This is a genomic window from Brevibacterium sp. S22, from assembly GCF_004745485.1.
Classification (GTDB): Bacteria; Actinomycetota; Actinomycetes; order Actinomycetales; family Brevibacteriaceae; genus Brevibacterium.
The window spans coordinates 78,287-103,056 of record NZ_RHFG01000002.1 but is presented as its reverse complement, the minus strand read 5'-3'; the positions used below and the strand labels follow the sequence as shown (position 1 = coordinate 103,056).

Sequence of the window (24,770 nt, the reverse complement as noted above, 5' to 3'; positions counted from 1 at the left end):
CGTTGAGCCAGTAAGGTTACAGATCATGGCCACACTGCCATTCTCACTACGTTGCACGGCTGCTCGCTTCCCCGATAAGGAGGCCGTACTCGGCGGAAATTTCAGTTTGACGTACTCCGAGCTCGACGCCGAAGTCGACCGAACAGCACATGCTTTGTCTGCCCATGGGCTGGTTCACGGCGACCGGGTGGCGCTGATGCTCGGCAACTCGGAGCGCTTCATCGTGACTCTCTACGCCGCGTTGCGCATCGGAGCAATCGTCCTGCCGGTGAACCCGGCCTCTGCGCCACCAGAGATAGAGTATCTGCTCGAGGATTCCGGAGCCCGGGTCTTCGTCTACGATCCGGCACTGGCGGCCGCTGTCACCCCTGTGCTCGGCTCGCCTCCGTTGTCCCTCAAGACGGCTTTGAGCCTGGGAGAGCATATCTGCGAGGCTGCGGTCGGACAGGGTGACCTTCTCGCCGAGTCCGCACGGTTCGAAGCAATACCCTGGGAAACAACTGCCGAGGCGCAGGACGTGCAGGAGGATGACGATGCGTTGATCCTCTACACCTCGGGAACGACCGGCAAACCCAAGGGCGCACTCTTCGATCACCACCGAGTCATGTGGACCGGTATGAACTCCGCACTCATTTCAGGCATGCGGGAATCCGATGTTTGTTTGCATGTCGCGCCCCTCTATCACGCCGCTCAGTTGTGCATCATGTTGCTGCCGGGCGTGCACATCGGTATTCGTCACGTTGTGATGAGCAGCTTCGACCCGGTCGAGGCCATCAAAGTCATGGAACGAGAGAAAGTCTCGATCTTCTTCGGGGTGCCGACCATGTATCAGTTCATGTTGCGTACATCATTGTTGTCAACAGCCGACCTCGGCGCGTGGCGTACGGGAATGTTCGGAGCGGCGCCGATGTCGGCGACCGTAGTCGAGAGGCTCTCGCAGGCACTGCCTGACGTTGAACTCATGCAGCTGTGTGGGCAGACCGAGGCCGGACCCGGCGGCATCTACTGCAACGGCGAACAAGTCAAGGAACGCCCCGACTCTTCGGGGCGGCAGGCGCTGCCATTAACCGAGGTGAGAGTCGTCGATCCGAATGGCGATAAGGCCGAACCCGGCACCGTCGGAGAACTTGTGCTGCGTGGAGAGACCGTGATGAAGAAGTACTGGGGCAAGCCCAAAGCCACATCGGAAGCAATTCGCGATGGCTGGCTGCACACGGGTGATCTGGCCCGTCTTGACGCCGACGGATACATGACCGTGGTTGATCGGATGAAGGATCTCATCATCACCGGTGGTCGCAATGTTTACTCAGTCGAGGTGGAGAATGCGCTGTTAGCTCATCCCCAAATCGTCGAAGCCGCTGTCGTCGGGCGGCCCCACGAAGACTATGGTGAAAGTATCATAGCGATCGTAACGACGACAGAAGGCTCCTCACTCGATTCGGAGACGATACGGGACCATTGCCGCGAGCACGTTGCGACATACAAAGTGCCGCACGAAGTCCGCATCTCAACGGATATCCCGCGAAACCCCAGCGGCAAGATTCTTAAGCACCAACTGCGGACTGCTGTGTCCGAATGACGAACTCCCGAATACCCATCGAGCCGCGATTGTCATCAGTGCACTTCTGCCCTAATTCCTCCGATGGAGTCAACATCGCCTAGGTGTCACTATTGATGCGAACGCATTCATGCGTTCACGCCACCAATTCGGTGACAGCGAAAAGGCCGACCGGCATAATCGCTGGTCGGCCTATTCTAGTGATCGTTGGGTTCAGGCGTTGATGAGCATCCGTCGCATTGTCCGATGAGATTTGAGTTCGTCGGTCTATTTCACTGGCACGAGAGAATCTCCTTCTTCGAATCTCTCTGCCTCTGTCATCCTCGGAGCAATTCAGACTCACAACTGACTCATTTCGAGTGCAGCCTTTCTATACGCCCTCGCCGCTGCCGAGGATCACGCGGTCCGCATGAGCCTGCTAGTCGGCTACTCCAGTATTGTACTCTCCAGGCTGTGACGCGGGGTTTCGCGACTTGAACGGATAGAAGGAGTCAGCCGTTCATCTGTCCCGGATGATGTTCGTTTCATATTGGTTGGCCACATCGACGAAGGCGACTCTGTCACTTCTGCCGCGCTCCCAAAACATGCAACACTGATTCTCTAGCCGGTCTTCAGTCGGCTCATCAAGGAGAAAACCCAGCTTCGAGAGATCTGCCTAGAGATACAACCGGGCATTCGGGAGGGCGAGGGCTGGTATCCCTGATGTTGTGTTGCACTCCCGGACACGTTTCCTGGCTATCAATGTGCGTCCGGGCCGCCGACTTTTTGGTGACTGATACACACGGAGGTGCCAACTCATCTCTCACCCTGGTCGGCGAGGCTGACCCATATACCTGCCAGTGCCTTCAATTGATCGTGACTCAGCCTGTCTAGGAAGAGGCGCTGGATATCGTCATACTGCAGTTTCCACGCCTTGCGTAGAAGTGACTCCCCTTTCGGGGTGAGCCTCAGTTCGTAACCGCGCCCGTCGCCGGCTGCGCGGGAGCGCTCGATGAGGCCGCGCTGCTCTAGCCGATTTGCCAGGCGCGACAGTCCTGGGCCCGACATTCCTCTGCGCTCAGCCAACTCACTCAGACGCAATCCGTTCCGACCAGCCTCCCCCAATAACCCAAGGACGCTGTACTCAGTCATGCTCACATTGAGCGGAGCCAAAGTTCTCTCCAGTTCACGCCAAATATGCTCGTGTGAGACGAGAAAACCTCGCCACGCCTTGTCTTCGAGCTCAGTCAGTCGCTGCGTTGCCATGTATCAAATCTACCTGGTGCACAATATCCGGGAATATTTGCGTGCGCACGCATCTTTACTTGGTACACCCACTATGGAGAGGACATAGGCAATGACATTCGAGATCGGAATCATGACTTTCGGTGAAGTCACACAAGACCCCACAAACAGCACGATACGTACACCCCATCAACGAGCCAGGGAAACAATCGAACTCGCTACCGTGGCCGATGAGGTTGGCCTCGATGTCTTCGGCATGGGCGAGCACCACCGCAGTGATTTCGTAGGTTCTGCTCCGACCATCGTGCTCGCAGCAGCAGCCGAAGCAACTAAACGAATCAGACTCTCCAGCGCCGTTACCGTACTTAGCTCTGACGATCCCGTCCGCGTATGGGAGCAGTTCGCCACCATCGACTTGCTTTCTGCCGGCCGGGCGGAGATTATCGCTGGAAGAGGCTCCTACACAGAGTCGTTCCCGCTTTTCGGGTACGACCTTGCAGATTATTCAGAGCTTTTCCGCGAGAAGCTCGATATGCTTTTGCGGATCCGTGAACAGAATCCGCTGACATGGACAGGGAAGCTCCGCCCTCCTATCGTCAACGCAGATATCGCGCCGCGGCCCTACGGTGAAACTATCCCGATTTGGGTAGGTGCCGGCGGTTCCCCCGCTTCGGCCCTCAGCACAGGAACACTCGGTCTGCCACTGGCGATGGCCATCCTGTTCGGACCGATGCACATGCTTCAAGATTCAGCGCGGCTTTACCGTGCAGCCGCCGAGAGAGCCGGGCACGACTCCGTCTCACTCCCCCTGAGCATGAGCGTAGGTGGTTATGTCGGCAGCAGCCCGAAACGAGCACGCGACATCATGTACCCGCACTTTGCAGCGTTCATGATGGAGCACAACCATCAACGTGGCCGCGGTATGGCCCTGTCACGTGAGGCTTTCGATGCCGGAGCCTCACCTGGGGGAAGCTATATCGTCGGTGACGGCGAAGAAGTCACGGACAAGATCCTCCGATTCCGAGAGATGTACGGACTTACCCGCATCATCATCCAGATCGGGATGGGCAGCATGTCTCACAAAGACCTCCTCGCAGGAGTCGAGCGCCTCGGCACAGAGGTTGTCCCCGCTATCCGCAGCGAGCTCGGTGATGACTGATCCTCAACCGCTCCGTGTCGTAGTCATCAACGGCAGCCCAAACGAACAATCAAAAACGAGGGGATTGGTTACGGCCACTCTGAGCGGGCTCTCACAGATAGGAAGGAAAATCGACACACGTCGGATCGACGTTTATCGCCTTGGCCGAGGCTTTAGCGAGGCTAACAACCGGGAAGACGTCACCCCTGAGATTGAAGATGAGCTCCGCACCGCCGAAGAGGCCGAGCTGCTCATTGCCGCGACCCCGATTTATCGCGGCTCGTACACCGGCCTTTTCAAGCACTTCTTCGATCTCATCGAACAGTACTCCCTAGCCGAGAAGCCAGTCCTGCTTCTGGCCACCGGAGGCGGCGAGAAGCACGCACTTGCCCTGGACCATGCCCTCCGGCCGCTCTTCGCGTCCTTCCAAGCACACACTCTCCCGATCGGTGTGTTCGCTTCATCCGGCGACTTTGACGGCACCACGCTCCTCAACCCTCGCGTCTACAGCCGTATCACAGTCGCCCTCGACGATACGGACAAACTTCTATCCCACAGGTAGCACCAGAAATCGAAGCAATCCACCCTTCATCTGAGGAGTACCATCGCTTGCTCGGCGCGCTCAGGACTCGACGGTATGTGGTGACCCCTCGAAGACGGGGTTTACTACACATCGTCGATTCAGCGATTCTGGCCGCCGGTGATCACGCTGTGAACCCCTTCCCGGTGGGCCTCATGTTCCGCCAAGCGGACGAGAAGGCGGGCGCGGGAGTGCTCATAGGTCCCGGAGGCTACAGTGCGTCTCCCTTATCGACGACCTTCAGGCTGACATACCGACGGATCGGCGTGGTCATCGCATACCAATATCGGACCGGTATCGCCTGGAGCGATCTCCACCGAGAGCGCTTCGGTCTCTGGCAGCCCCGTTACATCTATTGTCGAGAGGCAGCCGGGGCCCTCGCCTCGTAAATGAATCATTACGTATTGGGCATTGAGTCGACGAAGAGACAGACACATCGCCGCTGAAGAAGAGGGAGTGTCATTCGGCCAGTACCACGGAACCCTGCACCGCACGCCGGATTCGTGCTGCAGAAATGAGCCAAGAGACGCTCAGGCGTCGTCCTCGGCATCGAACATCTCATGAGACTCCTGCACTGCTGCCATGTGATTGGTGGTCCAGATCAGAAGCGCATTTTTGAGATCCTGCAAGTTTCCACAGAGGTCTGAGATGCGATATTCCACGGCAACCGGTCGGGTATCGAGCACCATCCGCTCAATCATGCCGTTGCGTTCGAGCTGGTGCAGCGAGGTCGTGAGTGACTTCTGCGAGGCCGTTGGACTGGCCCGGCGCAGTTCATTGAAGCGCCGCGGACTCTTGCAGAGCTTATCCAGCACCAGCAACGACCACTTATCCAGGATCTGGTCAATCAGTTCGCGGTGCTCACCAGTGATCTGCGAGTGGACAGCCTCATCAGGACTGGTTTCCTTCATGGCGCCTGGTTCCGTTGAAGTGCTCTTCTGACACCAGGTACACATGAGAAACCTGATGACTCTACGAAAGGAAATTACCCCATGGCCGTTGCACTCTCCACCCCCAGGGCATGTTCCAACCCGTTCCCTACCACCACGTTTCGGTGGCCACGGGCAGCCGTTATGTCAACGTCGCAGGCCAGATCGCCCGCGACGAAGATGCCAACAAGCTCGCTCCCGGCGACTTCGCAGGTCAATTGGCCCACACTCTTCGCGATACGGCGAAGGGCCCCGCAGGGGCGGGTGCAAGTTTCACCGACGTCGTTCGCCTCCGGTTCTATGCCACGGGCTGGGAGCCTGCGGTGTGTGCAGGCTTCATGGCCGGCCTCGAAAGCGTCGTGGAGGAACTGTCGATCCCACACGTTGCCTCCGCTGTCATGCATTGGTATGGATCACTTGTTCGAGCCCGATGTTCTCGTGGAGGTGGAAGCCGAAGCTTTACTCGACTGACGCGCCCTACTCCTGATCCCAGAGGCGCCGGGCGTGGGCCCGCACTTTCATATAGTGCCCGTAGGTCGACATGGAGCGCTACTTGGCAGTACCTGGGTGGCTGTGGTCAATGAGGTAGAGATTGCATTCGGTGTTGGCAAAGACAGGCAGGCGGCCGGGTAGTTCGTGTATGAGGCGCAACCAAGCCAGCATCACTCTTGCCGGGTATCGCCTGTCGTACAGGGGCTCGACTGCTCAGGTGCACGCTGAACGCCATGCCCGACGTCCGAAGGTAGCGAAAATGGTAACCAATGAACGACTGCGCGAGTATGTCCAGAGCAAGCTCAGCGGAGACATCGTCATTGCTGATGGCGAGATCATCGGCCTCGGTGGGCCAGCATTGGATGGGAACAGCAAGGCACACCGTGGGGACCGTGAGTGGGTCACGGCATGGAGTCCGCAGCAGATCCTGAAACGGCTGCCTGTGGAGTTTCCCGATGACCCGACGATGAGGATCACTCATGAGGTGATCTACCAGGCCCTTTGCGTCGAGTCCCGCGGTGGCCTTGACGGCAAACAGGTATGGCACCAGAGTCGAACCAAGCATATGCCTCGAGCTCGGACTCGTCGCGAAGCGTGGGCTCAGGTCACAGCCGAGAATGTGCTGTCCAAGCGGCCAGAAGAGGCCGAGGATCGCAAGATTGCTGGGCACTGGGAAGAAGATCTTGATCCGCACTGATAGGGTCGGCGGAACCAAGGATTTTCTCCAGTGGCTGACCACGCGGCACCTGGCCTACTCTTTGAATTCTCCCCCCGCCAACATTCCTGACATGCTGAAACGGACCGATACGGCACAGGCGTGGACTCCCGCCTACAACAGCGATGACGACGGGATCCGGGACGGGGCACGGGTGGCGGAGCTGACCGGGCTGCTGGACCTTGAAGGGTGGCCCGCCGGGATGCGGGTGATCGTGCGCAAGGAGCGTCCTCATCCTGGGGCGCGGCTGCGGATCACCGACCACGAAGGCCTGCGCATCACCGCGTTCGCGACCAATATCTCGCGCGCCCAACTGCTCGTCCTCGAGCTCCGCCACCGTCGCCGCGCCCGTTGCGAAGACCGAATCCGGGGCGCCATGGATATGGGACTGCTGAAACTCCCGCTGCAGGGCTTCGCACAGAACTAGATCTGGTGTCAGCTCGTCCAGCTCGCCTACGAGACAGTCGCCTGGATGCAGACCGTCGCCTTCACCAGCCTCGACGCGAGGAAGTGGGAGCCCAAGCGGCTCCGCGCGGTTGTTCGAGATTCCCGCGACCCTGGTGCGCCGCGCCCGCCACAAGATTCTGCACCTCGCCCAACACGCCCCGGAAGCGCTCACCGTCCTGACCGGCGTCAACCGGCTCCACACTGCCGTCGCACAGACCTGACTTCGCGAGTCCATCCGTCCCTACAACCGGCAGCACCCTCTTCTCGGGAGTGGAGCCCGACCGCCCGCAACGGAGACTGCGGCGGGTCGTCATGCCCGCATGCCAGATTCAGCGACTGGATAGCAGCAACGACACCGACCATCCTCGCTCACGACGCCGATGAAGCATTGAGGTTAGGGAGCTGACGTGCGACCAGCTCCCGCTGGGCATCTGTGAGACTTTGAAAACGAGACGTGTTCCCCAGGTTCCCTGATCACCCTTCACATATTTCTCAGGCACGCTCTAGTTCTATGCGTGTTGGCGTGAGCACAGTGGCGGCAAGATGTGCAGATATCGAATATCGAGGCGTCGCGGTTCTAGCTGCCCACGGCGTATCCAGGGGCTTCTTTACGAGCCGTCGGATCGAGCTTTTCCGATGTTGCCGAGATGAGTGTGGGTGAACGGGCCGAGTTTCAGGCCGAAGCCTAAGGCGCGGTCGACGGCGACGTGGAAGCCCCAGCAGGCAGCCAGCATCACCATCCAGTCGGCGTTGACGTCACCGAACTGCAGCGCAGCCCAGCCAGCGATCAATACGGCCGGGGCGGTGTAGTTATGCACCAGGTTGTAACAGAACGCTCCCACCCGTTGGTTGACCAGGTACCCCAGCGTGGAGAGGTCGAAGGCGAGGAAAGCAAGTAGCAGTATCCACCATGATGAGCTCCAGGCCGCCACGGCGAGGGCGATGGCCGTTGCGATCAGTGCGTTCTCCGCCCGCTGCCAGTTGATTGCGTGATGCGGTGGAGTCTCTGCCGAGAAGCGGTGGCTCCTTGCCTCATGGTCGGATGCGTTCACTGGCGTGTTCGTGTGCTGGCGAGCCAGTCACGGATGATGTGGCTGACTTCATCCAAGTGAGATTCCAAGAGGAAGTGACCGCCGTCGAGCAACTCGATCTGCGGATTATGGGCATCGCGGCGGAACAATGTGGCTCCGTCTGGTCCGAAGATCTCATCCTTCTTTCCCCACACGGCCAGCACGGGAACACCGGAGTCGCGCAACCACGCGTGGACTTTCGGGTACAGAGCGCGGTTGCTGGCATAGTCGGCAAACAGAGCCAATTGCGCCCGATCCACGCCTGGACGTTGCAGCAGGGCGATGTCGTATTCCCATGTGTCGGGGGAGACGGTGGTGGGGTCGGAGACTCCGTGGGTGTACTGCCATTGCACCGCCTCCTGCTCCAGGGCAGGACGCAGTGCGGCTTCGTTGGCTTGCGTCGGGTTCTTCCCGTAGGCCCAAATCGGCTCCCAGAACTCTGGGACGAAACCTTCTTCGTAGGCGTTGCCGTTCTGCGAGATTACGCGCTCGATTGCTTCCGGCTGTGCCAGGGCCAGGCGCCATGCGATCGGTGCACCGTAGTCCTGGACATACACGGAGTATTTCGAGACCCCTACGGTGCGGAGGAAGGCCGCGGTGACATCAGTAAGGGCGTCGAAAGTGTAGGCGAACTCATCCATGGAGGGGGCAGAGGAGCGACCGAAGCCAATGTGGTCCGGAGCGATGACGCGGTATTTATCAGCGAGCGCCGGGATGAGATGGCGAAACATGTGAGAGCTCGTGGGATACCCATGGAGCAGAAGGATCACGGGGGCGCCTCGAGGTCCCGCTTCACGGTAGAACACCTCGAGGCCATTGACAGATATTGTGCGGTGGTGGACAGATGGCACCGCTAACCTCCTAATAAAGAATAACTGGTTATGTTGATGGTAGCATGGATATTTCGATGGAGGAGAGGGAGATGTTGATTGAAGACGAAGGCCTGCTTATAGCAGTGCTCAACAGCGCCCCCGTCGTCGATGGTCTACCCACTGAGCAGCTCGATAGTGAGGCGGGCGCAGCCTTGGTGAACCGGTTCGGGGGTGCCGGCACGGGCGCCGAATTTCAGCACCTGCACCAGGTGCGTGATGCCCTTCAAAGCATGATTCGTGGGGAGCCTGAGGCCGTTGAACGCCTCGCCGCTGCTATTGATAAGACTGCCCTGCTGCCAGAGGTTACTCATGAGGGCATTCATTGGGTGCTCGACGCTCCGGCCGATAAACTGCTCGCCGCCAGGGTGGTGTTGGCTTGGTCGCGCGTGATGCAGGAGCTCCCCGGCCGCCTGCGCGCTTGCGCGAACACCGAATGCAATCTCTTCCTCCTCGACCACAGCAGACCGGGAACTGCCAAGTGGTGCTCTATGTCCACTTGCGGGAATCGGATGAAAGTGCGTGCCCACGCCCAGCGCCTCCGGGAACTGGAATAAAAACTGCCAGTTAAATATGGCACCGAGTTCAACCTCCACGAGCAGAGAATGTGAACATTCTCCGGTTCATTTTCGCGGGGTGAACCCGGCATGGTGGAGGACACCGTGGTGGTACTGGCCGAATGCCCAGACCCCGGTGTCGTCCGTCGGTGACTACCTTGAGATTAACTGCTTCGAGCAAAAGAAGAACTTCATCCGGCGAAGTGTCGACGACTTCAAGCGGCGCGAGCATCCACCGAAAGCGGTCGATCATGAGTTACAACGAAAACAGCAGAAGAAGGGCCATTGAATTCCACCGTGACCTCGAGGATCTGAACCGACCGTTCTGCCGGTACTTTGCACAGTGATCGTAGCGGAGTCGGTTTTGGGCAATGTACACCGGCGAGTCATGTGTAAAGTCGAAGGCATCTATACAGCGGCGTCTGGATGGACGGCGGCGGGACGAACCGCCGTAGGAATCAAGGAAGCCGGAACCCGCTGAGCATCGTCATCACGGGAGCCGCTTTCCTCATCGCCATCGGCGTGGTCTTCGCGATCGGGTATCTGTTCCCGTCCGTGCTGCTGGTGACCATCATCCTCGGATGCTTCGTGTTCGTCGGCGTCACCGTGGCGATGCACCGGTTCATGGGCACCCGTTGGGCGTATTGGTACACCGGACCGTTCGTCGCCATTGCACTCGTCGGCACGGTGATGCTCGCCGAGGATGTGGCACTATCCCAGGCGGGTGATCTCACCGAGGTGGTCGTTGTCGACCATGACGTCGAGGTAAAGGTCGAGCACAACCCGAACGGCAGACACCCACGAAAGGTCTACACGCACACCTACTCTCTCGAACGCACCGATGGCGGACCTGTCGACGAACCGATGATCTACCGCGGCAAGAACGGATTCGATGACTTCGACGAGGGCGATACGATCTCTGTCCTCATCGATCCGGAGGGGAAGGCACCGACCAAACCTGCCGAGGACATCGACTTCGGGGCCGACATCGGTGTCCTCGTCACCGGGTTGGTCACCTCGGGGATCGTGTTCTTCATCTGCGGAATCGTCGTGCTGGTCAGGTGGACGCGTTCGCCTTCGCCGCAGTACGTGCGCTGAAGAAGCCGAACGGATGGCGGGTGTGCCTACTATGGCAGGCATGGACACCACGCCCAACGATCTGCTCGTGCTGCTCGCCGTCTCCCGCACCGCGAAGTTCACGACGGCTGCCCACAACCTCGGGCTCACCCATTCGACTGTCTCCCGCCGCATCACCGCTTTGGAGAAATCCTTGGGCGGACGTGTGCTGGTCCGTTCTGATGACGGGTGGGAGCTGACCGATCTCGGGGAGCGAGCCGTCGCGGTGGCCGAACAGATGGAGACCGCGGTCGCCGATCTCGGAAACCCGGGGCAGGGACCGGATGCGGTCACAGGAGTGGTGCGGATGACCGCGACCGACGGCTTCAGCGCCTATATCGCCTCCCCGGCAGTGGCGAAGCTGCGACGTCGGCATCCGGGGCTGAGCGTCGAGATCGTCACCGTCACCCGGCAGGCTCTGCAGCAGCGTTCGGGTCTCGACATCGAGGTCGTCGTCGGCGAACCACGGGTGCACCGGGCGGAGGCGATCGAGCTCGGTGACTACGAACTCGGCCTCTACGCTTCGCGCGACTATCTGGAGGCCAATGAAACTCCCGCCTCGGTGGACGAACTGAGCGACCACCGCCTCGTCTACTTCGTCGACTCCATGCTCCAAGTCGATGACCTCGACGCGCCGAGGCGGCTCTTCCCCACCATGAAAGATGCCCTGACCTCGACGAACGTCTTCGTCCACGTCGAAGCCACGCGAGCGGGTGCGGGCATCGGGTTCCTGCCCTGTTTCATGGCCGACCTGCATCCGGACCTCGTGCGCCTCTTCCCCGATACGGTGGCCGAACGCCTGCCGTACTGGATGGTCCTGCGCCCCGACTCGATGCGCCGGCCAGCCATTGCGGCACTCGTACAGGCGCTGAAGGATGAGATGTTCGTCTGCCGCGGGGCCCTGGAAGGACGTGCCGCAGGCAGAATATGAGTATGGACCAACCCCGCAGCAATCTCGGCGACGAACTCTCCGGTCGGCGTATCGTGCTCACCGCACAGCGCCGGGCAGAACAGCTCGCATCCGCTCTCGAAAGGCACGGAGCGCAGATCGTGCACGCACCGAGCCTGTCCGTCATCCCGCACAGCGACGATCCTGAGCTCGCTGCCCGCACCCGCGATCTCATCGACCACCGTCCCGATATTGTTGTGGTCACGACCGGGGTCGGATTCACCGGCTGGGGTGAAGTCGCCGAGGCCGCCGGTGTGCGAGAGCAGTGGCACCAGATGCTTGCAGGAGCACGGATTGTCGCGCGCGGCCCCAAGGCGCGCGGGGCGATTCAGGCAGCCGGGCTGGCGGCCGACTGGGTCGCCGAGTCCGAGACCAGCGCCGAGATCGAACAGATGCTGTTGGCTGAGGGAGTCAACGACCTGCGGATCGCGGTGCAGCATCACGGAGCCGGAGCCGACGGCCTCGATGAGGCCTTTGCCGCGGCGGGCGCCGACGTACGCTCACTCATCATCTATCGCTGGGGACCGGCACCCGACCCTGAGGCCGTGGTCGACGCGGTCCGTCTCGTTGCCCAGCGCAGGTGCGACGCCGTGGCCTTCACCTCGGCCCCTGGTGCCGCGGCCTTCCTCGCCGTGGCCGAGGAGCAGGGACTGTTGCCCACGGTGGTCGAAGCGTTCAACGAGGGTGTTGTCGCTGCGGCGGTCGGCAATGTCACCGCGGCCCCGCTGTGGGACCGCGGAATCAGAACCGTGATCCCGGAGCGATTCCGTCTCGGAGCTCTCGCCCGTATCCTGGTCAGCGAACTCGCCGATTCGGCACGGGGGTCAGCTTCTGATGCCACGAAAGAAGTGTGAATGACAAAGAAGATTCGAGACCTCGACTATATCCTCGCCGGGCGTCTGGCCGAATTGATCGGAGCCATGGGAGATGTAGAGGTCAGAGGGGCCGAGGTGACCTTCCCGATGCGGGATGAAGACGGTTCGCTCGTCGATTTCAGCTTCGACGTTCGCGGACTCGCAGACCGAGTCGAGGAAAACAGCTCGGATGCAATCGTCGCGCATGGAAACCGTCGGGGAGCGCAGCGTGCCGCTCTCGCGATCATCGCCGGCAACATTCTCGAAGACAACCATGACAATTGGGACACTTCCGAGACTGTCGAAGTCGTCTATCGCGCCGACGACTACGATCCGATCGTCATCGACATGGAAGATTTCCCGCCTGGCCGGGGCAAATGATGTTGTCGCGCACTTCCGGAGCTCTTATATTCACTCTGGTCAGCGAACTCGCCGGCTCGCGGCGATCTGAGGCCGATCGCCGCAGGTGAACCGAACTCAGTCCGAGGAGACCCCGATATCGACGTCGCTCGCCGCGCGCAGCGTACCGATCGCCTCCGCCTCGGCTCTGATCGCCTTCTTCACCCGCTCCGAGGTGGAGGCGAATGTCGTCACGTCGACCTTGAGCCGCTGCCCGCTCTTCTTTGCTCGCCAGGTGCCTGCGATCCTTCCGTCGACGAGGACGGCACCCGGTTCGCCGACCGTCTTCCACACCTCGGCGCGGTTCTCCTTCGACACGATCGTCTCGCGATCACGCATCTGCGTGTAAGGATCACGCGGCGGCAGGAGGCGGACGCCGCGGGCCATTGCTGCCGAGCGGAGAGACTCCACGTCCTCGTCGAGCATCCATGCCCGCCGCCCTCGATCGACTTCGGTGATCTCCGCGTCGAGCAGGTCCCACCACGGCTGAGCCTCGGTGGACCGGATGCCGAGCCAGGCCCCGAAGTCGGCGCGGGTCGATGGTCCATAGCAGTGGAGGTAGCGCCGCAGCAGTTCGGCACGGTGACGATCCCGGTCGGAGTCGGAGACAGGGTCCGCGTCCGGACCGACCGCGATGCCCCCGGGCGCATTCCCCAGCCATTCGTCGAGGAGGACGAATGGAGCCGTGTTGCCCTCGCGTGGGGCGAAGCAGAGCACGCGCTGGAGCGTGAGGATCCGCAGGCCGAAATGCGCGACACCCTCGCCGAGGCTCTGCCCCTTGGCGTACGGTCCCTCGCTCCTCCAGGTTCTTCGCTGCGCCTTCGTCAGTGAGGTCTCAACACGGTCGGCGAGTTCGCGACCGAGCTCACCGACCGGAAGTCTCCGCCCCGCAAGCACGTCGCGGATCTCTGCTCGGGCAGCGTCGACGAGGTCGGTGAGATCGACGCCGAGATCGTCAAGCGAGCGCTCGACTCCGAGCACGAAGTGACGCATCGATGATTCCGTCATCGGGAGCACACCGGTGGTGAAAGTCGGCAGATCTGCGGTCGGGAAGAAGAACGGTGCCCCGCGCATGGACCAGCTCTGGACCAGGGTCTCCTCCTCGCTCACTGCTGACTCGAAGAGGTCCCGATCAACATCTTTCATCCGTGCATTCAGCGCGGTAAGCGCCGAGCCGGGCGGGCTGTTCTGAATACCGCAGGCGCCGGCCGCAGACAGCAACTCGTCACTGCTCAATCGCTCGCCGAGATTGTGAGCGGCGAGCCGGAAGGCGATGACCTCGTCATCGGAGACTCGGATGGTCATCCGTCGCGTCCCGATTCGGACGGAGACGTCGATGACAGGTCCAGAGAGAACACCTGGTGGATCGGCGAGGCATGCCGCAGCGACGGGTCTCGTCGCATGTCGAGGTTATCTGCCACCCGCTGGGACGGCCGATTGTCCTGGTGGATGACCGCGACGAGAAGCGGGCCGAGTCCGAGCCTGCACGCATGATCACGGCAGGCCAGAGCCGCCTCGGTGGCAAAGCCCTTCCCCTGAGCCGTGGCCTTCACGTGATACCCGACCTCGAGATGAGGAGTCCCGTTCACGGTCTGCCAGGTGAGGCCGCAGTCGCCGATGAACTCGCCGTCATGGGTCTCGACCGCCCACAGTCCGAAACCGTGCTCCGCGTAATTGCGCACATTCCAGTCGATCCATGCCGCGGCCCTGTCGCGGTCCTTGGGCCCCGGATAGAACTCCATGACTCTCGGATCGCCGAGCATTGCGGCCATGTCGTCGAGGTCGGTCATCGACATCTCACGGAACTTCAGACGTGAGCCCCTAGGCTGGGACGAGAGACGAAGGGACAGTGATGACACGAATCATGCAGGTCAGCGACAGTCTGGTGATCAAGGCGGATGCCGCCGCGCTGTGGGAGCAGGTGGCCGATCCGACGCAGATGCCTCGGTGGAGCCCGGAGAACACCGGAGCCCGCACACCCTCAGCTGCGGGACCCCTGCACGCGGGTGACGTCTTCGAGGGGACGAATCGTCGCGGACCGGCGACGTGGGTGACCGAATCTGTCGTCACCGACTCGACCCCTGGGAAGCGCTTCGCCTTCACGGTGCGCCGGATCGGTCCCCGATCGCCGATCCTCGAAGGCGCGAATGCGAGCTGGACGTATGAGTTCGAAGATCTCGGTGGGGCGACTCGAGTGACCGAGACGTGGACCGATGACCGGCGGAAGTGGCCCGACGCGCTGGCCTGGGTCTTCGACCACATCGTCACACGTGGGCGGAGCTTCGCAGACTTTCAGCGCCTGAACATCCGTCGGACGCTCACAGCATTGAAAGATGACTTCGAACGCGAAGGATGACGTCGAACGGCGGTGACCAGAGGCGTACTGAAAACTGCCCGGAACCGAAGCAGTTGGTGAGTGCCTCGGCGAGGGGTGCCACATCAGGGTATCCCTCGATCGCGCAATCGGCTCTAGCCTGGAAGGCATGGACAACCGTGCCGAGGTTCGCGAATTCCTCATGTCGCGCCGAGCGAAGATCACGCCTGAGAGAGTTGGTCTGCCCGCCGGCGGTGCCCGCAGAGTTCCGGGACTGCGGCGCAGCGAAGTGGCAGCCCTCGCCGGGCTGAGCGTCGAATACTATGCAAAACTCGAACGAGGGGCGATCGGCGGCGCCTCCGCCTCGGTCCTCGACGCTCTCGCCACCGCGCTGATGCTCGACGACACCGAGCGCAGTCACCTGGTCGATCTGGCTCGAGCCGCCGACGGCATCCCTGCATCGGGCAGACGCCGACGTCCGACCTCGCCGGCGAAGCCACCTCATGAAACCCTCCTCTGGGTGCTCGAATCGATCAAGGACGCCGTCGCCTTCGTCCGCAATGATGTGCAGGACATCGTGGCGATCAACGAACTCGGCCGAGCCTTCTACTCGCCGATCATCGGGGACGGCGGACGCACTCCGAACCTCGCGAGATTCCAGTTCCTCGATCCGGCCTCGCGGGACTTCTACCCCGATTGGGAGATCTTCGCCCAGATGTGCGTGGCGATCCTTCGCAACGCCGCCGGGAAGGATCCGCACGATCGAGCGATTCAAGACCTCGTCGGCGAACTCTCCACTCAGTCGAAGACTTTCCGCGAACTGTGGGCGGCCCACGATGTGCGCACCCATGGGTCGGGCACGAAGCGCTTCAACCATCCGGTCGTCGGCGAACTCAACCTCGCCTACGAGGAACTGAGCGTAACCGCCGAGTCGGGGCTGGCTCTCTACATCTACACAGCCGAACCCGGTTCGGACTCCTACCAGCGACTTCAGCTGCTCGCCTCGTGGAGCACCACACCGACTTCGGTGCTCACCTCGGCGAGCGAAACACCTACCGACGAAAGGAACTGACCCTTGTCGCACACCATCCTCACCTCGGCGCCCACAGCGAAGAATCCGCCTGAACAATTCACCGGAGACGTCTGGGTCGATCCCATCGCCTCGCCACAGGAAGATGGGCAGGCGATGGTCGTCGCACGCGTCCGCTTCGCCCCGGGAGCCCACACCGCCTGGCACTCCCATGCCAGAGGCCAGACACTGCATGTGACCAGCGGAACCGCACTCTTCGGTACCCGCGACGGCCAGGTCATCGAGGCTCAGCCCGGGCAGACGGTCTACTGCCCCGCCGGTGAAGAGCACTGGCACGGAGCGACGCCCGAAAACTTCATGGAGCACATCGCGATGCTCGAGAACGCGGAGGACCCGAGCCAGACGACCACCTGGCTCGAACATGTGGCTGCCGAGGACTACCACCGACCCTGACCGGGCCGGTACTGCCACCGCACCGTCTGTGACAGGCCCGAACAGACCAGACTGAACACTCAAGGAGACACCTATGCGCGGAATCATCATGCACGGACCCGGCGACGTCCGGGTCGAGGAACGACCCGATCCCGAGATCCAAGAGCCCACCGATGCCGTGATCAGGATCGTGGCCGCCTGCGTCTGCGGGTCCGACCTCTGGCCCTACCGCGGAGCGGACACACCGGATCAGCAGCTCATGGGCCACGAATACGTCGGCATCGTCGAGGAGATCGGAGGCGAGGTGCGCACCGTGGAACCCGGAGACTTCGTCGTCGGATCATTCGTCATCTCCGACAACACCTGCCCGATCTGCGAAGCCGGCTACCAGTCGCGATGCGTCAACGGGACATTCGTCGACGGAGGAATCGGGACTCAGGCCGAATTCGCCCGCATCCCCTTCGCCGACGGCACGCTGGTCGCCACTCCGGGACAGCCCGATGACGACCTCATCCCCTCGCTGCTCGCCGCCTCCGATGTGCTGGGCACCGGATGGTTCGCCGCAGACGCCGCCGAGGTGGGACCCGGCAAGTCGGTCGCCGTCATCGGCGACGGGGCAGTCGGTCTCATGGGAGTCCTCGCCGCGGCGCAGATGGGTGCGGAGACGATCATCGCGATGAGCCGCCATACCGACCGGCAGAATCTCGCCAGAGAATTCGGTGCCACCCACATCGTCGAAAAGCGCGGCGACGACGGTGCGGCGAAGATCAAGGAGCTCACCGACGGGCTCGGGGCCGACAGCGTCATCGAAGCAGTCGGTTCCCAGGAGTCGATGATGCAGGCGATCCGCTCGACTCGGCCTGGCGGCCACGTCGGCTATGTCGGAGTCTCACACGACGTCGAGCTGCCCGGAGGGGAGCTGTTCTTCGGCCTCGTTCATCTGCACGGCGGGCCGGCTCCGGTACGTCGCTACCTGCCTGACCTCATCGACTTCATCTGGAAGCGGAGAATCGACCCGGGGAAGGTCTTCGACCAGACGATGAGCCTCGACGACGCCCCGGCCGCCTATGCGGCGATGGACAGCCGCGAAGCCATCAAGGTTCTGCTGCGACCCTGAAACCATCACTGCCGAGCAGAGGAAAGGGACACCATGGAAACAGCAGATCTGCTGAAAGCACTCAATGCCGGAGAGACGATCACGGGCGGATCACCCCTGCACGAGGTGATGCATCGCAGCAGTCAGAGAGCCCTGCGCATCACGGCCGAGATCAACGGCAGCTATCACGAACCCGATGAGGTTCGGGCCCTGCTGGCAGAGCTGACCGCGCGGCCGATCGACGAGTCAGTGACGCTGTTCCCACCATTCCACACTGACTTCGGGCAGAACATCACCGTAGGCCAGCGTGTGTTCATCAACTCCGGGTGCAGCTTCCAAGACCAAGGCGGCATCACGATCGGGGACGACTCCCTCATCGGGCACAACACCGTCCTCGCCACTCTCAACCATGGGATGGATCCAGAGCGCCGAGCCGATATGCACCCGGACCCCATCGTCATCGGCCGCAACGTCTGGATCGGGTCCAACGTGACGGTCCTGCCGGGGATCACCATCGGTGATGACGCGATCGTCGCTGCGGCCTCTGTGGTGACCCGGGATGTTCCCGCTCGCGCCGTCGTGGTCGGATCACCGGCGCACGTCGTGCGCACGATCGATGAGTGAGAGGCTCAGCCGCCGAGGTAGGCCAGCGCGCCGATGACCTGTGCCTTCGTCGCGATCTCGAGAGTCGGATCTATTTCGGGTGCGAAGAACGGCGAATGGTTGGCCGGTACGTCCGTGAGCACAGTGCCCGCTTCTTCGGCGGCGCGATACTTCTCGGCATCGAAGGACCCGACGAACCAGTAGGCGTATGGGATCCCGAAGGCGTTCGGCAGTTCGCTGAAGTCCTCTGAGGCGGTCGCCGGGGTGGCCAGCTGGACCACCTCGGTGCCGAAGTAGCCGGTGAGCGCCTCGGTGACCGTGTCGTTGACGGCCTCATCGTTGTCCGTCAGCGGGAACTGGTCGAAGTATTCGAAGGTCGGTTCCTTAGGCGTTCCGGCCGCAGCGCATTCACCGCGGACGATGCGCTCGATCGAGTCGATCACACGCTGCCGCACCGCGGTGTCGTAGGTGCGCACATTGAGCAGGAGTTCGGCGCGGTCGGGAATGATGTTCGACTTCGAGCCCGCGTTCGAGGCGCCGACGGTGACGACGGCGAACTCGCCCGGGTCGGTCTCCCGCGCCACGATCGTCTGCAGACGAAGCACGATCGAGGCCGCGAGCACGACCGGATCGACCGACAGGTGCGGCATCGACCCGTGTGCACCTCGTCCGAAGACGGTGATCTTCACCGAATCGCCGGCCGACATCACCGGACCCGAGGCGGTGAAGATTCGTCCCGCAGGCAACGGCATGACGTGTTGAGCGAGGGCGACATCGGGCTTCGGCACCGCCGACGTCAGACCGTCGTCGATCATCGCCTTCGCGCCGGCCGCGTTCTCCTCGGCCGGCTGGAAGAGTGCGATATACGTGCCCGACCAGGCGTTTCGGTTCTCGCTGAGGAGTCTCACCGCGCCGAGGAGGGCAGCCGCGTGCATATCGTGTCCGCAGGCGTGCATGACCCCGTCGACGGTGGACGCGTAGTCGAGTCCGGTGTCCTCGGTGACCGGGAGTGCGTCGATGTCGGCGCGCGCCAGCACCGTCGGCCCTTCCCCGTTCTCGATGACGGCAACCCGGCCGGTGTCTCCGATGCGGGTGACGTCGAGTCCCAGACCGGTGAGCTCGGATTCGATGCGCTCGGCGGTCTGATGCTCGTCGAGGCTGAGCTCCGGATGCTGGTGGAAGTGCTTGTAGAGATCACGTTGCCACTCGAGCTGTGAGTCGATATTGTCCAGGATTTCCGGTGTCGTCATCACTTCTCCTCGCTGCGGTTGCGCCCGGCCTGGCCGGAGGCGGACGAAACTTACGCTACCAGCGTGGATTCGAATGCGTCAGACATCGGTCGAATCGAGCAGCCCCAGGTCAAGAAGCTCCCGGCGCAGCGACTGTGCGTCCGTGAACACGTGGCCGATGATGCCGTGTTTCCTGGCCGCCTCGATGTTTGACGGCAGGTCATCGACGAACAGGGTCTTGGTCGGGTCGAGATCGAAGCGCTCGAGGAGGAGCTCGAAGATCGCCGGATCGGGTTTGATGAGCTTCTCCCGTCCGGAGACCACGACGTCTTCGAGCTCGTCGACGGCGGGTGCGGCTGTCGGAGCGTGATGAAAGGTCTCCGCCGCCCAGTTAGACAGGCCGAGGAGCCTGACACCCGAGTCCTTGAGCTCGGCGACGATCTCGGCCATTCCCTCGATCGGACCGGTCAGTGACTTCTCGAAGTGCTCGTAGTAGAGGGAGACGATCTCACCGTGTCGCGGATCTGATGCGGCCGCCCGAGCGACGACCTCGGCGACCGGGACGCCGCTGTCCGAGGCAGTGTTGAGCGCGGCGAAGTCGGCCTCCTCGGCGAAGGCATGCCATTGCTCGGCACTCATCCGGTGAGCGAGCGGACCGGTCTGGTCCCACCCGATGAGCACGTTTCCGAGATCGAAGACGACGGTCGTGGGTGTCTGGTCGTTGGACTGCGGCATCACGTGGTCTCTTTCGTTCAGTATTAGGCCTCGGACTCCTACGCTACAGAACATCCGGGCTGTCGTGGACGATGTTCGCGGCACAGGTGATCGTCGGACCGCGGACCATTGTGGAATATCCGGCGCTCGCTTAGGTTGGAGTCATGATCGGCTACGCGCCACTGCAGATCCGGGTGAAGACGCCCCGACTCGAGCTCGTCGGTGCCGGTGACGATATGCTCGCGGCGCTCGCCCCGCTGGTGCGCGATGGCAAGGTCTTCGCCGAACCTGCCCCCTATGACGACCCGATGTCCTTCTACGAATCGGACCCCAGCGCACGGGTGAGCAAGTGGCTGCAGAGCGTGTGGCGGGGCCGCGGACGATTCGGACCCGCAGAATTCCGGTTGGCCTTCGCCGTCCTCGTCGACGGTGAGGCAGTCGGCATGCAGGACCTCATCGCAGAGAAGTTTGACACGTGCGGTACGGTGCTCTCGTTCTCCTGGCTCTCGACAGATGTGCGCGGGCGTGGACTGGGCACCGAGATGCGCAGCGCCATGCTCCACCTCGCCTTCGCCGGGCTCGATGCTCGAGAAGCCGCCTCCGATGCCTTCATCGACAATGTCGGGTCGAACCGCGTCTCCGAGGCCCTCGGCTATGAACGCAATGGAGTCGAATGGGATATCCGCCGAGGCGAGCCCGGGCTGATCCAGCGGTGGAGGCTCACCCGTGAAGCCTGGGAGACTCGCAGGCGCGACGACATCGAACTCAGCGGTGTCGACGACTTCCTCGAGCTGCTCGAACAGGGGTGAGGGCAGGGGCCGATCGCAGCGGCCTCGGTTGTTTCGGCACCCTCGACTGTGTGCCATGAGGCGTTGAAGGCGGAAATGCTCAGCGCAGACGCGGTCGGCCGCGAACCGGTCTCAGCGGCGAGTGCGGGAGGACCGTCGTCGAGAGCGAACGACGGCGAGCACCAGCGCAGTGATCATGAGGCCGAGTCCGAGGAGCCACAGAAGAGCAGCGAAGTTCTGCAGCTGAGGAGTCTGGGATAGTGGGAAACACGCGGCGGCGAACATGATCAGGGCAAGGATCCAGCGAGTGAGCTTCGAATGCCTCATCGTTCCTCCTGCTCGATCGACCGTCGCCATGGTGCCTGTGGGGCTGAGCATAGAAAGAACAGGGAAGCCTGTCAATGCGCGGCTCTGTTCAGTGACCACACACGGCGGCTGCGCGCCTTGCCAACGGCGCGGACTGCCTGCGGATCGGGGCACAAAAAACGGCGACCCTCCGCCCGGTAGCCGACCGAGTCCGGGAGTACCGGATCGGACGGTTGTCCGGGCGAAGGGTCGCCGGTGTTGCTCAGAGGTCTCGGATGAGACCCGAAAAGTCTCTAGGAGAGACTCTCAGGGAGTCTCAGAGGCCGCGGACGCGAGTCGCCTGCAGGCCCTTGGAGCCCATCTCCGAGTCGAACTCGACGTTCTGACCCTCGGTGAGCTCACGGTAGCCGGAGGCCTCGATCGCAGAGAAGTGAGTGAAAACGTCGGCCGAACCGTCGTCAGGCTGGATGAATCCGAAACCCTTTTCCGCGTTGAACCATTTCACGGTACCTGTTGCCATAATCTTTGTATCCTTATTTTTTAACTGATGACCGCTGATGCGATCGTGATGGTCGAACCCATTGCTGGATCCGGCTTTCCCGCTGGATGAACTGAATTCTGGATCCAGGTCCAACGAAAAACTGTGGGTGAACCGAGCGCTCGGAGTCCGGTGTGATCATGAGTCTCTGGTGAGAGGTCGTGAGTCTTAGGCGACATCGCGGGGATGCTCGGTTTCGATCATGCACTCGAAAGTGCTGGATGGAAGTCGTCAAGTGACTGAAAGTCATACGACTGAGATGGGAAATATGAAAATCATGAGGGGCGCGGAAGGCAGACACGCGCCGATGGGCAAACACATGGTGCCGAGCGAATCTACCTACTCTGTGAGGCACCACCTGCTCCGCACGATGATGTGCGAGAACGATTTAAGCCTAACAGAAACTTTGGCAGTCGGTGACATCGACCGAGATCAACGTCGAGAGATGGCACACAGTGACGTGGAATCACTGACAAGCCGCACTCCTCGTGTTTAGGATTGTATGCAAAGCATTTTGTATGCAATCCGCCGTTATCCCCGACGCAGGAGCCGCCCGAATAGTGGACGACCGAGACGAACCGCTGACCATCGGACCGCGACGCCGTCGCCGCCTGGCCGCGAAGTACCGCAGGCGAAGCACCTTCGTGGCGGTAGCCGCGGTCCTTGTCATCGCCGCCCCGCTGACGATCGCGATCGCGGTGCACAACCTCGGCGCCAACATCTCCTCATCGGCTCTCCGCGCCCATGACGGTGCCGATGTTCCGGAGAAGCTCACCGATGAGACGAATGTGCTCATCATCGGCTCCGACACCAGAGATCTCGCTTCCGCACAGGACTCGGGATCCGCCTCGGCGCCGGGGTACGGCGACGCCGAGGGGGCGCGCAGTGATGCGATGATCCTGGCCCACGTGTCCGGAGACGGAAGCCGCATCGACGCCGTGCAGATTCCGCGGGACACGATCCTGGACATTCCCGCCTGCGACGACACCGGACTAGGCGCATCAGAGGCCATGCACGGGATGATCAACTCGGCCCTCAACGCCGGCCCCGCCTGCTCGGTCTCGGCCGCCGAGGTGCTCACCGGCGTGCGCGTCGACCACTTCATCAACGTCGACTTCGACGGCTTTGCTGCGATCGTCGACGCCCTCGACGGGATCACCGTCGACCTCGACGAACCGCTGCAGGACCCGAAAGCGAACCTCGACCTGCCCGCCGGCGAGCAGACTCTCGGCGGGACCGACGCCCTCGCGCTGGCTCGGACCCGGCATGCCGTCGGCGACGGCAGCGACATCTCCCGCATGGACAACCAGCAGATGGTCATGGAGGCCATCATCGACCGGGCGAAGAGTTCCAAGGTGCTCACCCGCCCGGACCGTCTCTATGGGTTCCTCGACGCGGTGACTTCCTCGCTCGAAGTCGATGATGAACTCGATTCGGTCCCGTCGTTGGCCTCGCTGGCCAAGACCGTGGCCGCGGTGCCCAGGGACGACATCACCTTCGACATCATGCCCTGGACGCCGGCCCCGGAGAACCCGAATCGCGTGGTCAAATCCGCGCAGGCCGACGAGGTCTTCGCCGCCATCAACGCCGACGAGCCGATTACCGACATCACCGACTGAGGTGGGTTCGCCGATGAGCAGCGGAGGAGATCGACCATAGACTGACCTCGTGTTGATCGCCGAGGTCCTGCCCCTGCTGCTGGGCGTCGCCGTGCTCGTCGTCATCGCGGTGATCATCCTCCGCCTCGGTGACCTCCCTGCGGCGAGCCAGGCAGATGCCGCGCGGTCGCCTCGGCGCTGTTGTGGGGGTCATCGTCGGATCCCTGACCACTCTGGGACTCGTGCTCGTCCTCGGCCTCGTCGACCGTGAGTTCGAGCGGGTCATCGCCATCGCCGGAATCGTCACCGGCACCTGCATGACCGTGGCGACCCTGTCGATGCGGCGCTTCGCCGCGAACCTGCGCACCGGGGCCGGAGAGGTCGAGGCGTGGCTGTCCCTCGGTGCAAAGCCTCGACGGGCGGTACAGCGTCTGCGCAGCGAATCCATCCGAGAAGCCCTGCTGCCGAACCTCGATCAGACGAAGAACACAGGGTTGGTCACGCTGCCCGGTGCCTTCGTCGGTGCACTCTTCGGTGGCGCCTCACCGCTGGAAGCCGCCGAGTTCCAAATCGTCGTGCTCGCCGCGCTCATCCTCGCCGGTGCGATCACCGCGGTCCTCGGCACCCGCATCGCCGCCGGTGCCCGCGTCCTGCCGGCACCGGAGCAGTGACGCTCGGCTCCCGGCCACCGATCGGACGGCCGAAACGACCGTTCGACCACCGCCGTCCAGTGAGCATTCATGGTCGGCCCCTAGACTGGGCCGCATGTCTACGATCGAAATCACGCAAGACAACTTCGAGTCGACCATCAACGACAACGAGATCATCCTCCTCGACTTCTGGGCCGATTGGTGCGGCCCCTGCAAACAGTTCGCCCCGGTCTTCGAACAGGCCGCCGAGGCCAACCCCGACATCGTCTTCGGCAAGATCGACACCGAAGCTCAGCAGCAGCTGGCCGGACTCTTCGCGATCTCGTCGATCCCGACGCTCGTCGCCTTCCGCCAGGGCATCGTCGTCTTCGCCCAGCCCGGTGCGCTCGCCGCTCCGCAGCTCGAACAGGTCATCACCGCCGTCGAGGGCCTCGACATGGACGAAGTCCGTGCCGAACTGGCCAAGCAGGAAGCCGCCGCAGAGACCGACGACGCGGACGATGCCGCACCTGATTCGATCCCGGCTGACCCGGGCGTCGACAAGTGACCGCGACCGGCAGCCACAACGACCACAC

General features: G+C 62.3%; 30 protein-coding genes and 2 pseudogenes. 21 read left to right on the top strand and 11 right to left on the bottom strand.

The annotated features are described in order from the left end of the window. Positions 1–25: 25 nt before the first annotated feature. Positions 26–1,579 carry a class I adenylate-forming enzyme family protein gene (locus tag EB835_RS02780; RefSeq protein WP_135807960.1) on the top strand — a complete coding sequence of 518 codons (1,554 nt, stop codon included), beginning with the start codon at positions 26–28 and terminating at the stop codon, positions 1,577–1,579. 774 nt (positions 1,580–2,353) lie between these two features. Here EB835_RS02780 and EB835_RS02775 read toward each other — a convergent pair. Then, a complete protein-coding gene (locus tag EB835_RS02775; RefSeq protein WP_135807959.1) occupies positions 2,354–2,803 on the bottom strand; it encodes a MarR family winged helix-turn-helix transcriptional regulator in 450 nt (149 codons plus the stop codon). A 91-nt stretch (positions 2,804–2,894) separates the two neighbouring features. On the opposite strand from EB835_RS02775, the gene EB835_RS02770 reads away from it, so the two are divergent. Both EB835_RS02770 and EB835_RS02765 read left to right on the top strand, forming a co-directional pair. Next, the gene (locus EB835_RS02770) at positions 2,895–3,941 is read left to right on the top strand and encodes an LLM class flavin-dependent oxidoreductase (protein WP_135807958.1); all 1,047 of its coding nucleotides are present in this window, start codon (positions 2,895–2,897) and stop codon (positions 3,939–3,941) included. Next, positions 3,934–4,482 (top strand): NAD(P)H-dependent oxidoreductase, encoded by a 549-nt coding sequence (locus tag EB835_RS02765; protein WP_135807957.1) that lies wholly within the window; start codon positions 3,934–3,936, stop codon positions 4,480–4,482. The genes EB835_RS02770 and EB835_RS02765 overlap by 8 nt, the downstream gene beginning before the upstream one ends. Positions 4,483–5,030: 548 nt before the next feature. Here the strand turns inward: EB835_RS02765 and EB835_RS02760 are convergent. Then, the gene (locus EB835_RS02760) at positions 5,031–5,411 is read right to left on the bottom strand and encodes a winged helix-turn-helix transcriptional regulator (RefSeq protein ID WP_135807956.1); all 381 of its coding nucleotides are present in this window, start codon (positions 5,409–5,411) and stop codon (positions 5,031–5,033) included. 110 nt (positions 5,412–5,521) lie between these two features. On the opposite strand from EB835_RS02760, the gene EB835_RS02755 reads away from it, so the two are divergent. From EB835_RS02755 to EB835_RS20745, 4 genes and pseudogenes are all read left to right on the top strand, one after another. Continuing rightward, positions 5,522–6,013 carry a Rid family hydrolase gene (locus tag EB835_RS02755; RefSeq protein ID WP_240688513.1) on the top strand — a complete coding sequence of 164 codons (492 nt, stop codon included), beginning with the start codon at positions 5,522–5,524 and terminating at the stop codon, positions 6,011–6,013. 92 nt (positions 6,014–6,105) lie between these two features. After that, a pseudogene (locus EB835_RS02750) lies at positions 6,106–6,606 on the top strand (IS30 family transposase); the annotation flags it as partial. Then, positions 6,593–7,006, top strand: a pseudogene (locus EB835_RS02745) (transposase); the annotation flags it as partial. The pseudogenes EB835_RS02750 and EB835_RS02745, both read left to right, overlap by 14 nt. Before the next feature lie 166 nt (positions 7,007–7,172). Then, entirely contained in the window at positions 7,173–7,304 is a 132-nt protein-coding gene (locus EB835_RS20745; RefSeq protein WP_276605976.1) for a hypothetical protein, read from the top strand. 387 nt (positions 7,305–7,691) lie between these two features. On the opposite strand, the gene EB835_RS02740 is transcribed toward EB835_RS20745, so the two are convergent. Together EB835_RS02740 and EB835_RS02735 are read right to left on the bottom strand one after the other, a co-directional pair. Then, positions 7,692–8,135 (bottom strand): DUF4260 family protein, encoded by a 444-nt coding sequence (locus EB835_RS02740; RefSeq protein WP_205749842.1) that lies wholly within the window; start codon positions 8,133–8,135, stop codon positions 7,692–7,694. Next, entirely contained in the window at positions 8,132–8,923 is a 792-nt protein-coding gene (locus tag EB835_RS02735; RefSeq protein WP_346763136.1) for an alpha/beta fold hydrolase, read from the bottom strand. Before EB835_RS02735 ends, EB835_RS02740 begins: the two co-directional genes overlap by 4 nt. A gap of 152 nt (positions 8,924–9,075) precedes the next feature. Between EB835_RS02735 and EB835_RS02730 the strand changes: the two genes are divergently transcribed. The 5 genes from EB835_RS02730 (at position 9,076) to EB835_RS02705 (ending at position 12,879) form a co-directional block, all read left to right on the top strand. After that, entirely contained in the window at positions 9,076–9,579 is a 504-nt protein-coding gene (locus EB835_RS02730; protein ID WP_240688512.1) for a CGNR zinc finger domain-containing protein, read from the top strand. A gap of 426 nt (positions 9,580–10,005) precedes the next feature. Beyond that, positions 10,006–10,677 (top strand): hypothetical protein, encoded by a 672-nt coding sequence (locus EB835_RS02720; RefSeq protein ID WP_135807953.1) that lies wholly within the window; start codon positions 10,006–10,008, stop codon positions 10,675–10,677. Positions 10,678–10,717: 40 nt separating this feature from the next. Continuing rightward, positions 10,718–11,626 (top strand): LysR family transcriptional regulator, encoded by a 909-nt coding sequence (locus EB835_RS02715; protein WP_135807952.1) that lies wholly within the window; start codon positions 10,718–10,720, stop codon positions 11,624–11,626. A gap of 2 nt (positions 11,627–11,628) precedes the next feature. Then, positions 11,629–12,498, top strand: a complete 870-nt coding sequence (locus EB835_RS02710) for a uroporphyrinogen-III synthase (protein WP_135807951.1) — start codon at positions 11,629–11,631, stop codon at positions 12,496–12,498. Beyond that, positions 12,499–12,879, top strand: a complete 381-nt coding sequence (locus EB835_RS02705; protein ID WP_135807950.1) for a hypothetical protein — start codon at positions 12,499–12,501, stop codon at positions 12,877–12,879. It begins immediately after the preceding gene. Between the two features lie 96 nt (positions 12,880–12,975). Here EB835_RS02705 and EB835_RS02700 read toward each other — a convergent pair whose 3' ends face one another. Further along, positions 12,976–14,202, bottom strand: coding sequence for a winged helix DNA-binding domain-containing protein (locus EB835_RS02700; RefSeq protein WP_135807949.1), 1,227 nt, complete (start codon positions 14,200–14,202; stop codon positions 12,976–12,978). Then, the gene (locus EB835_RS02695; RefSeq protein ID WP_346763135.1) at positions 14,199–14,756 is read right to left on the bottom strand and encodes a GNAT family N-acetyltransferase; all 558 of its coding nucleotides are present in this window, start codon (positions 14,754–14,756) and stop codon (positions 14,199–14,201) included. Before EB835_RS02695 ends, EB835_RS02700 begins: the two co-directional genes overlap by 4 nt. Here EB835_RS02695 and EB835_RS02690 point away from each other — a divergent pair. The 5 genes from EB835_RS02690 (at position 14,750) to EB835_RS02670 (ending at position 18,393) form a co-directional block, all read left to right on the top strand. Next, on the top strand, positions 14,750–15,253 hold the full coding sequence (locus tag EB835_RS02690; RefSeq protein ID WP_135807947.1) for an SRPBCC family protein: 504 nt from the start codon (positions 14,750–14,752) through the stop codon (positions 15,251–15,253). The genes EB835_RS02695 and EB835_RS02690 overlap by 7 nt on opposite strands. Before the next feature lie 127 nt (positions 15,254–15,380). Further along, positions 15,381–16,283, top strand: coding sequence for a helix-turn-helix transcriptional regulator (locus EB835_RS02685; RefSeq protein WP_135807946.1), 903 nt, complete (start codon positions 15,381–15,383; stop codon positions 16,281–16,283). 3 nt (positions 16,284–16,286) lie between these two features. After that, on the top strand, positions 16,287–16,694 hold the full coding sequence (locus EB835_RS02680; protein WP_240688511.1) for a (R)-mandelonitrile lyase: 408 nt from the start codon (positions 16,287–16,289) through the stop codon (positions 16,692–16,694). A 73-nt stretch (positions 16,695–16,767) separates the two neighbouring features. Beyond that, positions 16,768–17,790, top strand: a complete 1,023-nt coding sequence (locus tag EB835_RS02675; protein WP_135807945.1) for a zinc-dependent alcohol dehydrogenase family protein — start codon at positions 16,768–16,770, stop codon at positions 17,788–17,790. 33 nt (positions 17,791–17,823) lie between these two features. Next, positions 17,824–18,393 carry a sugar O-acetyltransferase gene (locus EB835_RS02670; RefSeq protein WP_135807944.1) on the top strand — a complete coding sequence of 190 codons (570 nt, stop codon included), beginning with the start codon at positions 17,824–17,826 and terminating at the stop codon, positions 18,391–18,393. A 5-nt stretch (positions 18,394–18,398) separates the two neighbouring features. Here EB835_RS02670 and EB835_RS02665 read toward each other — a convergent pair whose 3' ends face one another. Together EB835_RS02665 and EB835_RS02660 are read right to left on the bottom strand one after the other, a co-directional pair. Then, the gene (locus EB835_RS02665; RefSeq protein ID WP_135807943.1) at positions 18,399–19,622 is read right to left on the bottom strand and encodes an amidohydrolase; all 1,224 of its coding nucleotides are present in this window, start codon (positions 19,620–19,622) and stop codon (positions 18,399–18,401) included. Positions 19,623–19,700: 78 nt separating this feature from the next. Then, a complete protein-coding gene (locus EB835_RS02660) occupies positions 19,701–20,336 on the bottom strand; it encodes an HAD family hydrolase (protein WP_135807942.1) in 636 nt (211 codons plus the stop codon). A 143-nt stretch (positions 20,337–20,479) separates the two neighbouring features. Between EB835_RS02660 and EB835_RS02655 the strand changes: the two genes are divergently transcribed. After that, the gene (locus EB835_RS02655; protein WP_135807941.1) at positions 20,480–21,124 is read left to right on the top strand and encodes a GNAT family N-acetyltransferase; all 645 of its coding nucleotides are present in this window, start codon (positions 20,480–20,482) and stop codon (positions 21,122–21,124) included. A gap of 111 nt (positions 21,125–21,235) precedes the next feature. On the opposite strand, the gene EB835_RS02650 is transcribed toward EB835_RS02655, so the two are convergent. Both EB835_RS02650 and EB835_RS02645 read right to left on the bottom strand, forming a co-directional pair. Further along, the gene (locus EB835_RS02650; protein ID WP_135807940.1) at positions 21,236–21,430 is read right to left on the bottom strand and encodes a hypothetical protein; all 195 of its coding nucleotides are present in this window, start codon (positions 21,428–21,430) and stop codon (positions 21,236–21,238) included. Positions 21,431–21,725: 295 nt separating this feature from the next. Next, complete coding sequence (locus EB835_RS02645; RefSeq protein ID WP_062240453.1) at positions 21,726–21,929, bottom strand: cold-shock protein; 204 nt, start codon at positions 21,927–21,929, stop codon at positions 21,726–21,728. A gap of 536 nt (positions 21,930–22,465) precedes the next feature. Here EB835_RS02645 and EB835_RS02640 point away from each other — a divergent pair. Beyond that, positions 22,466–23,566, top strand: coding sequence for an LCP family protein (locus EB835_RS02640; protein WP_135807939.1), 1,101 nt, complete (start codon positions 22,466–22,468; stop codon positions 23,564–23,566). Here EB835_RS02640 and EB835_RS20225 read toward each other — a convergent pair. Continuing rightward, positions 23,556–23,759, bottom strand: a complete 204-nt coding sequence (locus EB835_RS20225; RefSeq protein WP_168216606.1) for a hypothetical protein — start codon at positions 23,757–23,759, stop codon at positions 23,556–23,558. The genes EB835_RS02640 and EB835_RS20225 overlap by 11 nt on opposite strands. On the opposite strand from EB835_RS20225, the gene EB835_RS02635 reads away from it, so the two are divergent. Next, positions 23,749–24,216, top strand: coding sequence for an ABC transporter permease (locus EB835_RS02635; protein ID WP_240688510.1), 468 nt, complete (start codon positions 23,749–23,751; stop codon positions 24,214–24,216). The two genes, EB835_RS20225 and EB835_RS02635, sit on opposite strands and share 11 nt — an antisense overlap. A 94-nt stretch (positions 24,217–24,310) precedes the next feature. Then, positions 24,311–24,742 (top strand): thioredoxin, encoded by a 432-nt coding sequence (gene trxA, locus EB835_RS02630; RefSeq protein ID WP_135807938.1) that lies wholly within the window; start codon positions 24,311–24,313, stop codon positions 24,740–24,742. Positions 24,743–24,770 lie beyond the last annotated feature (28 nt).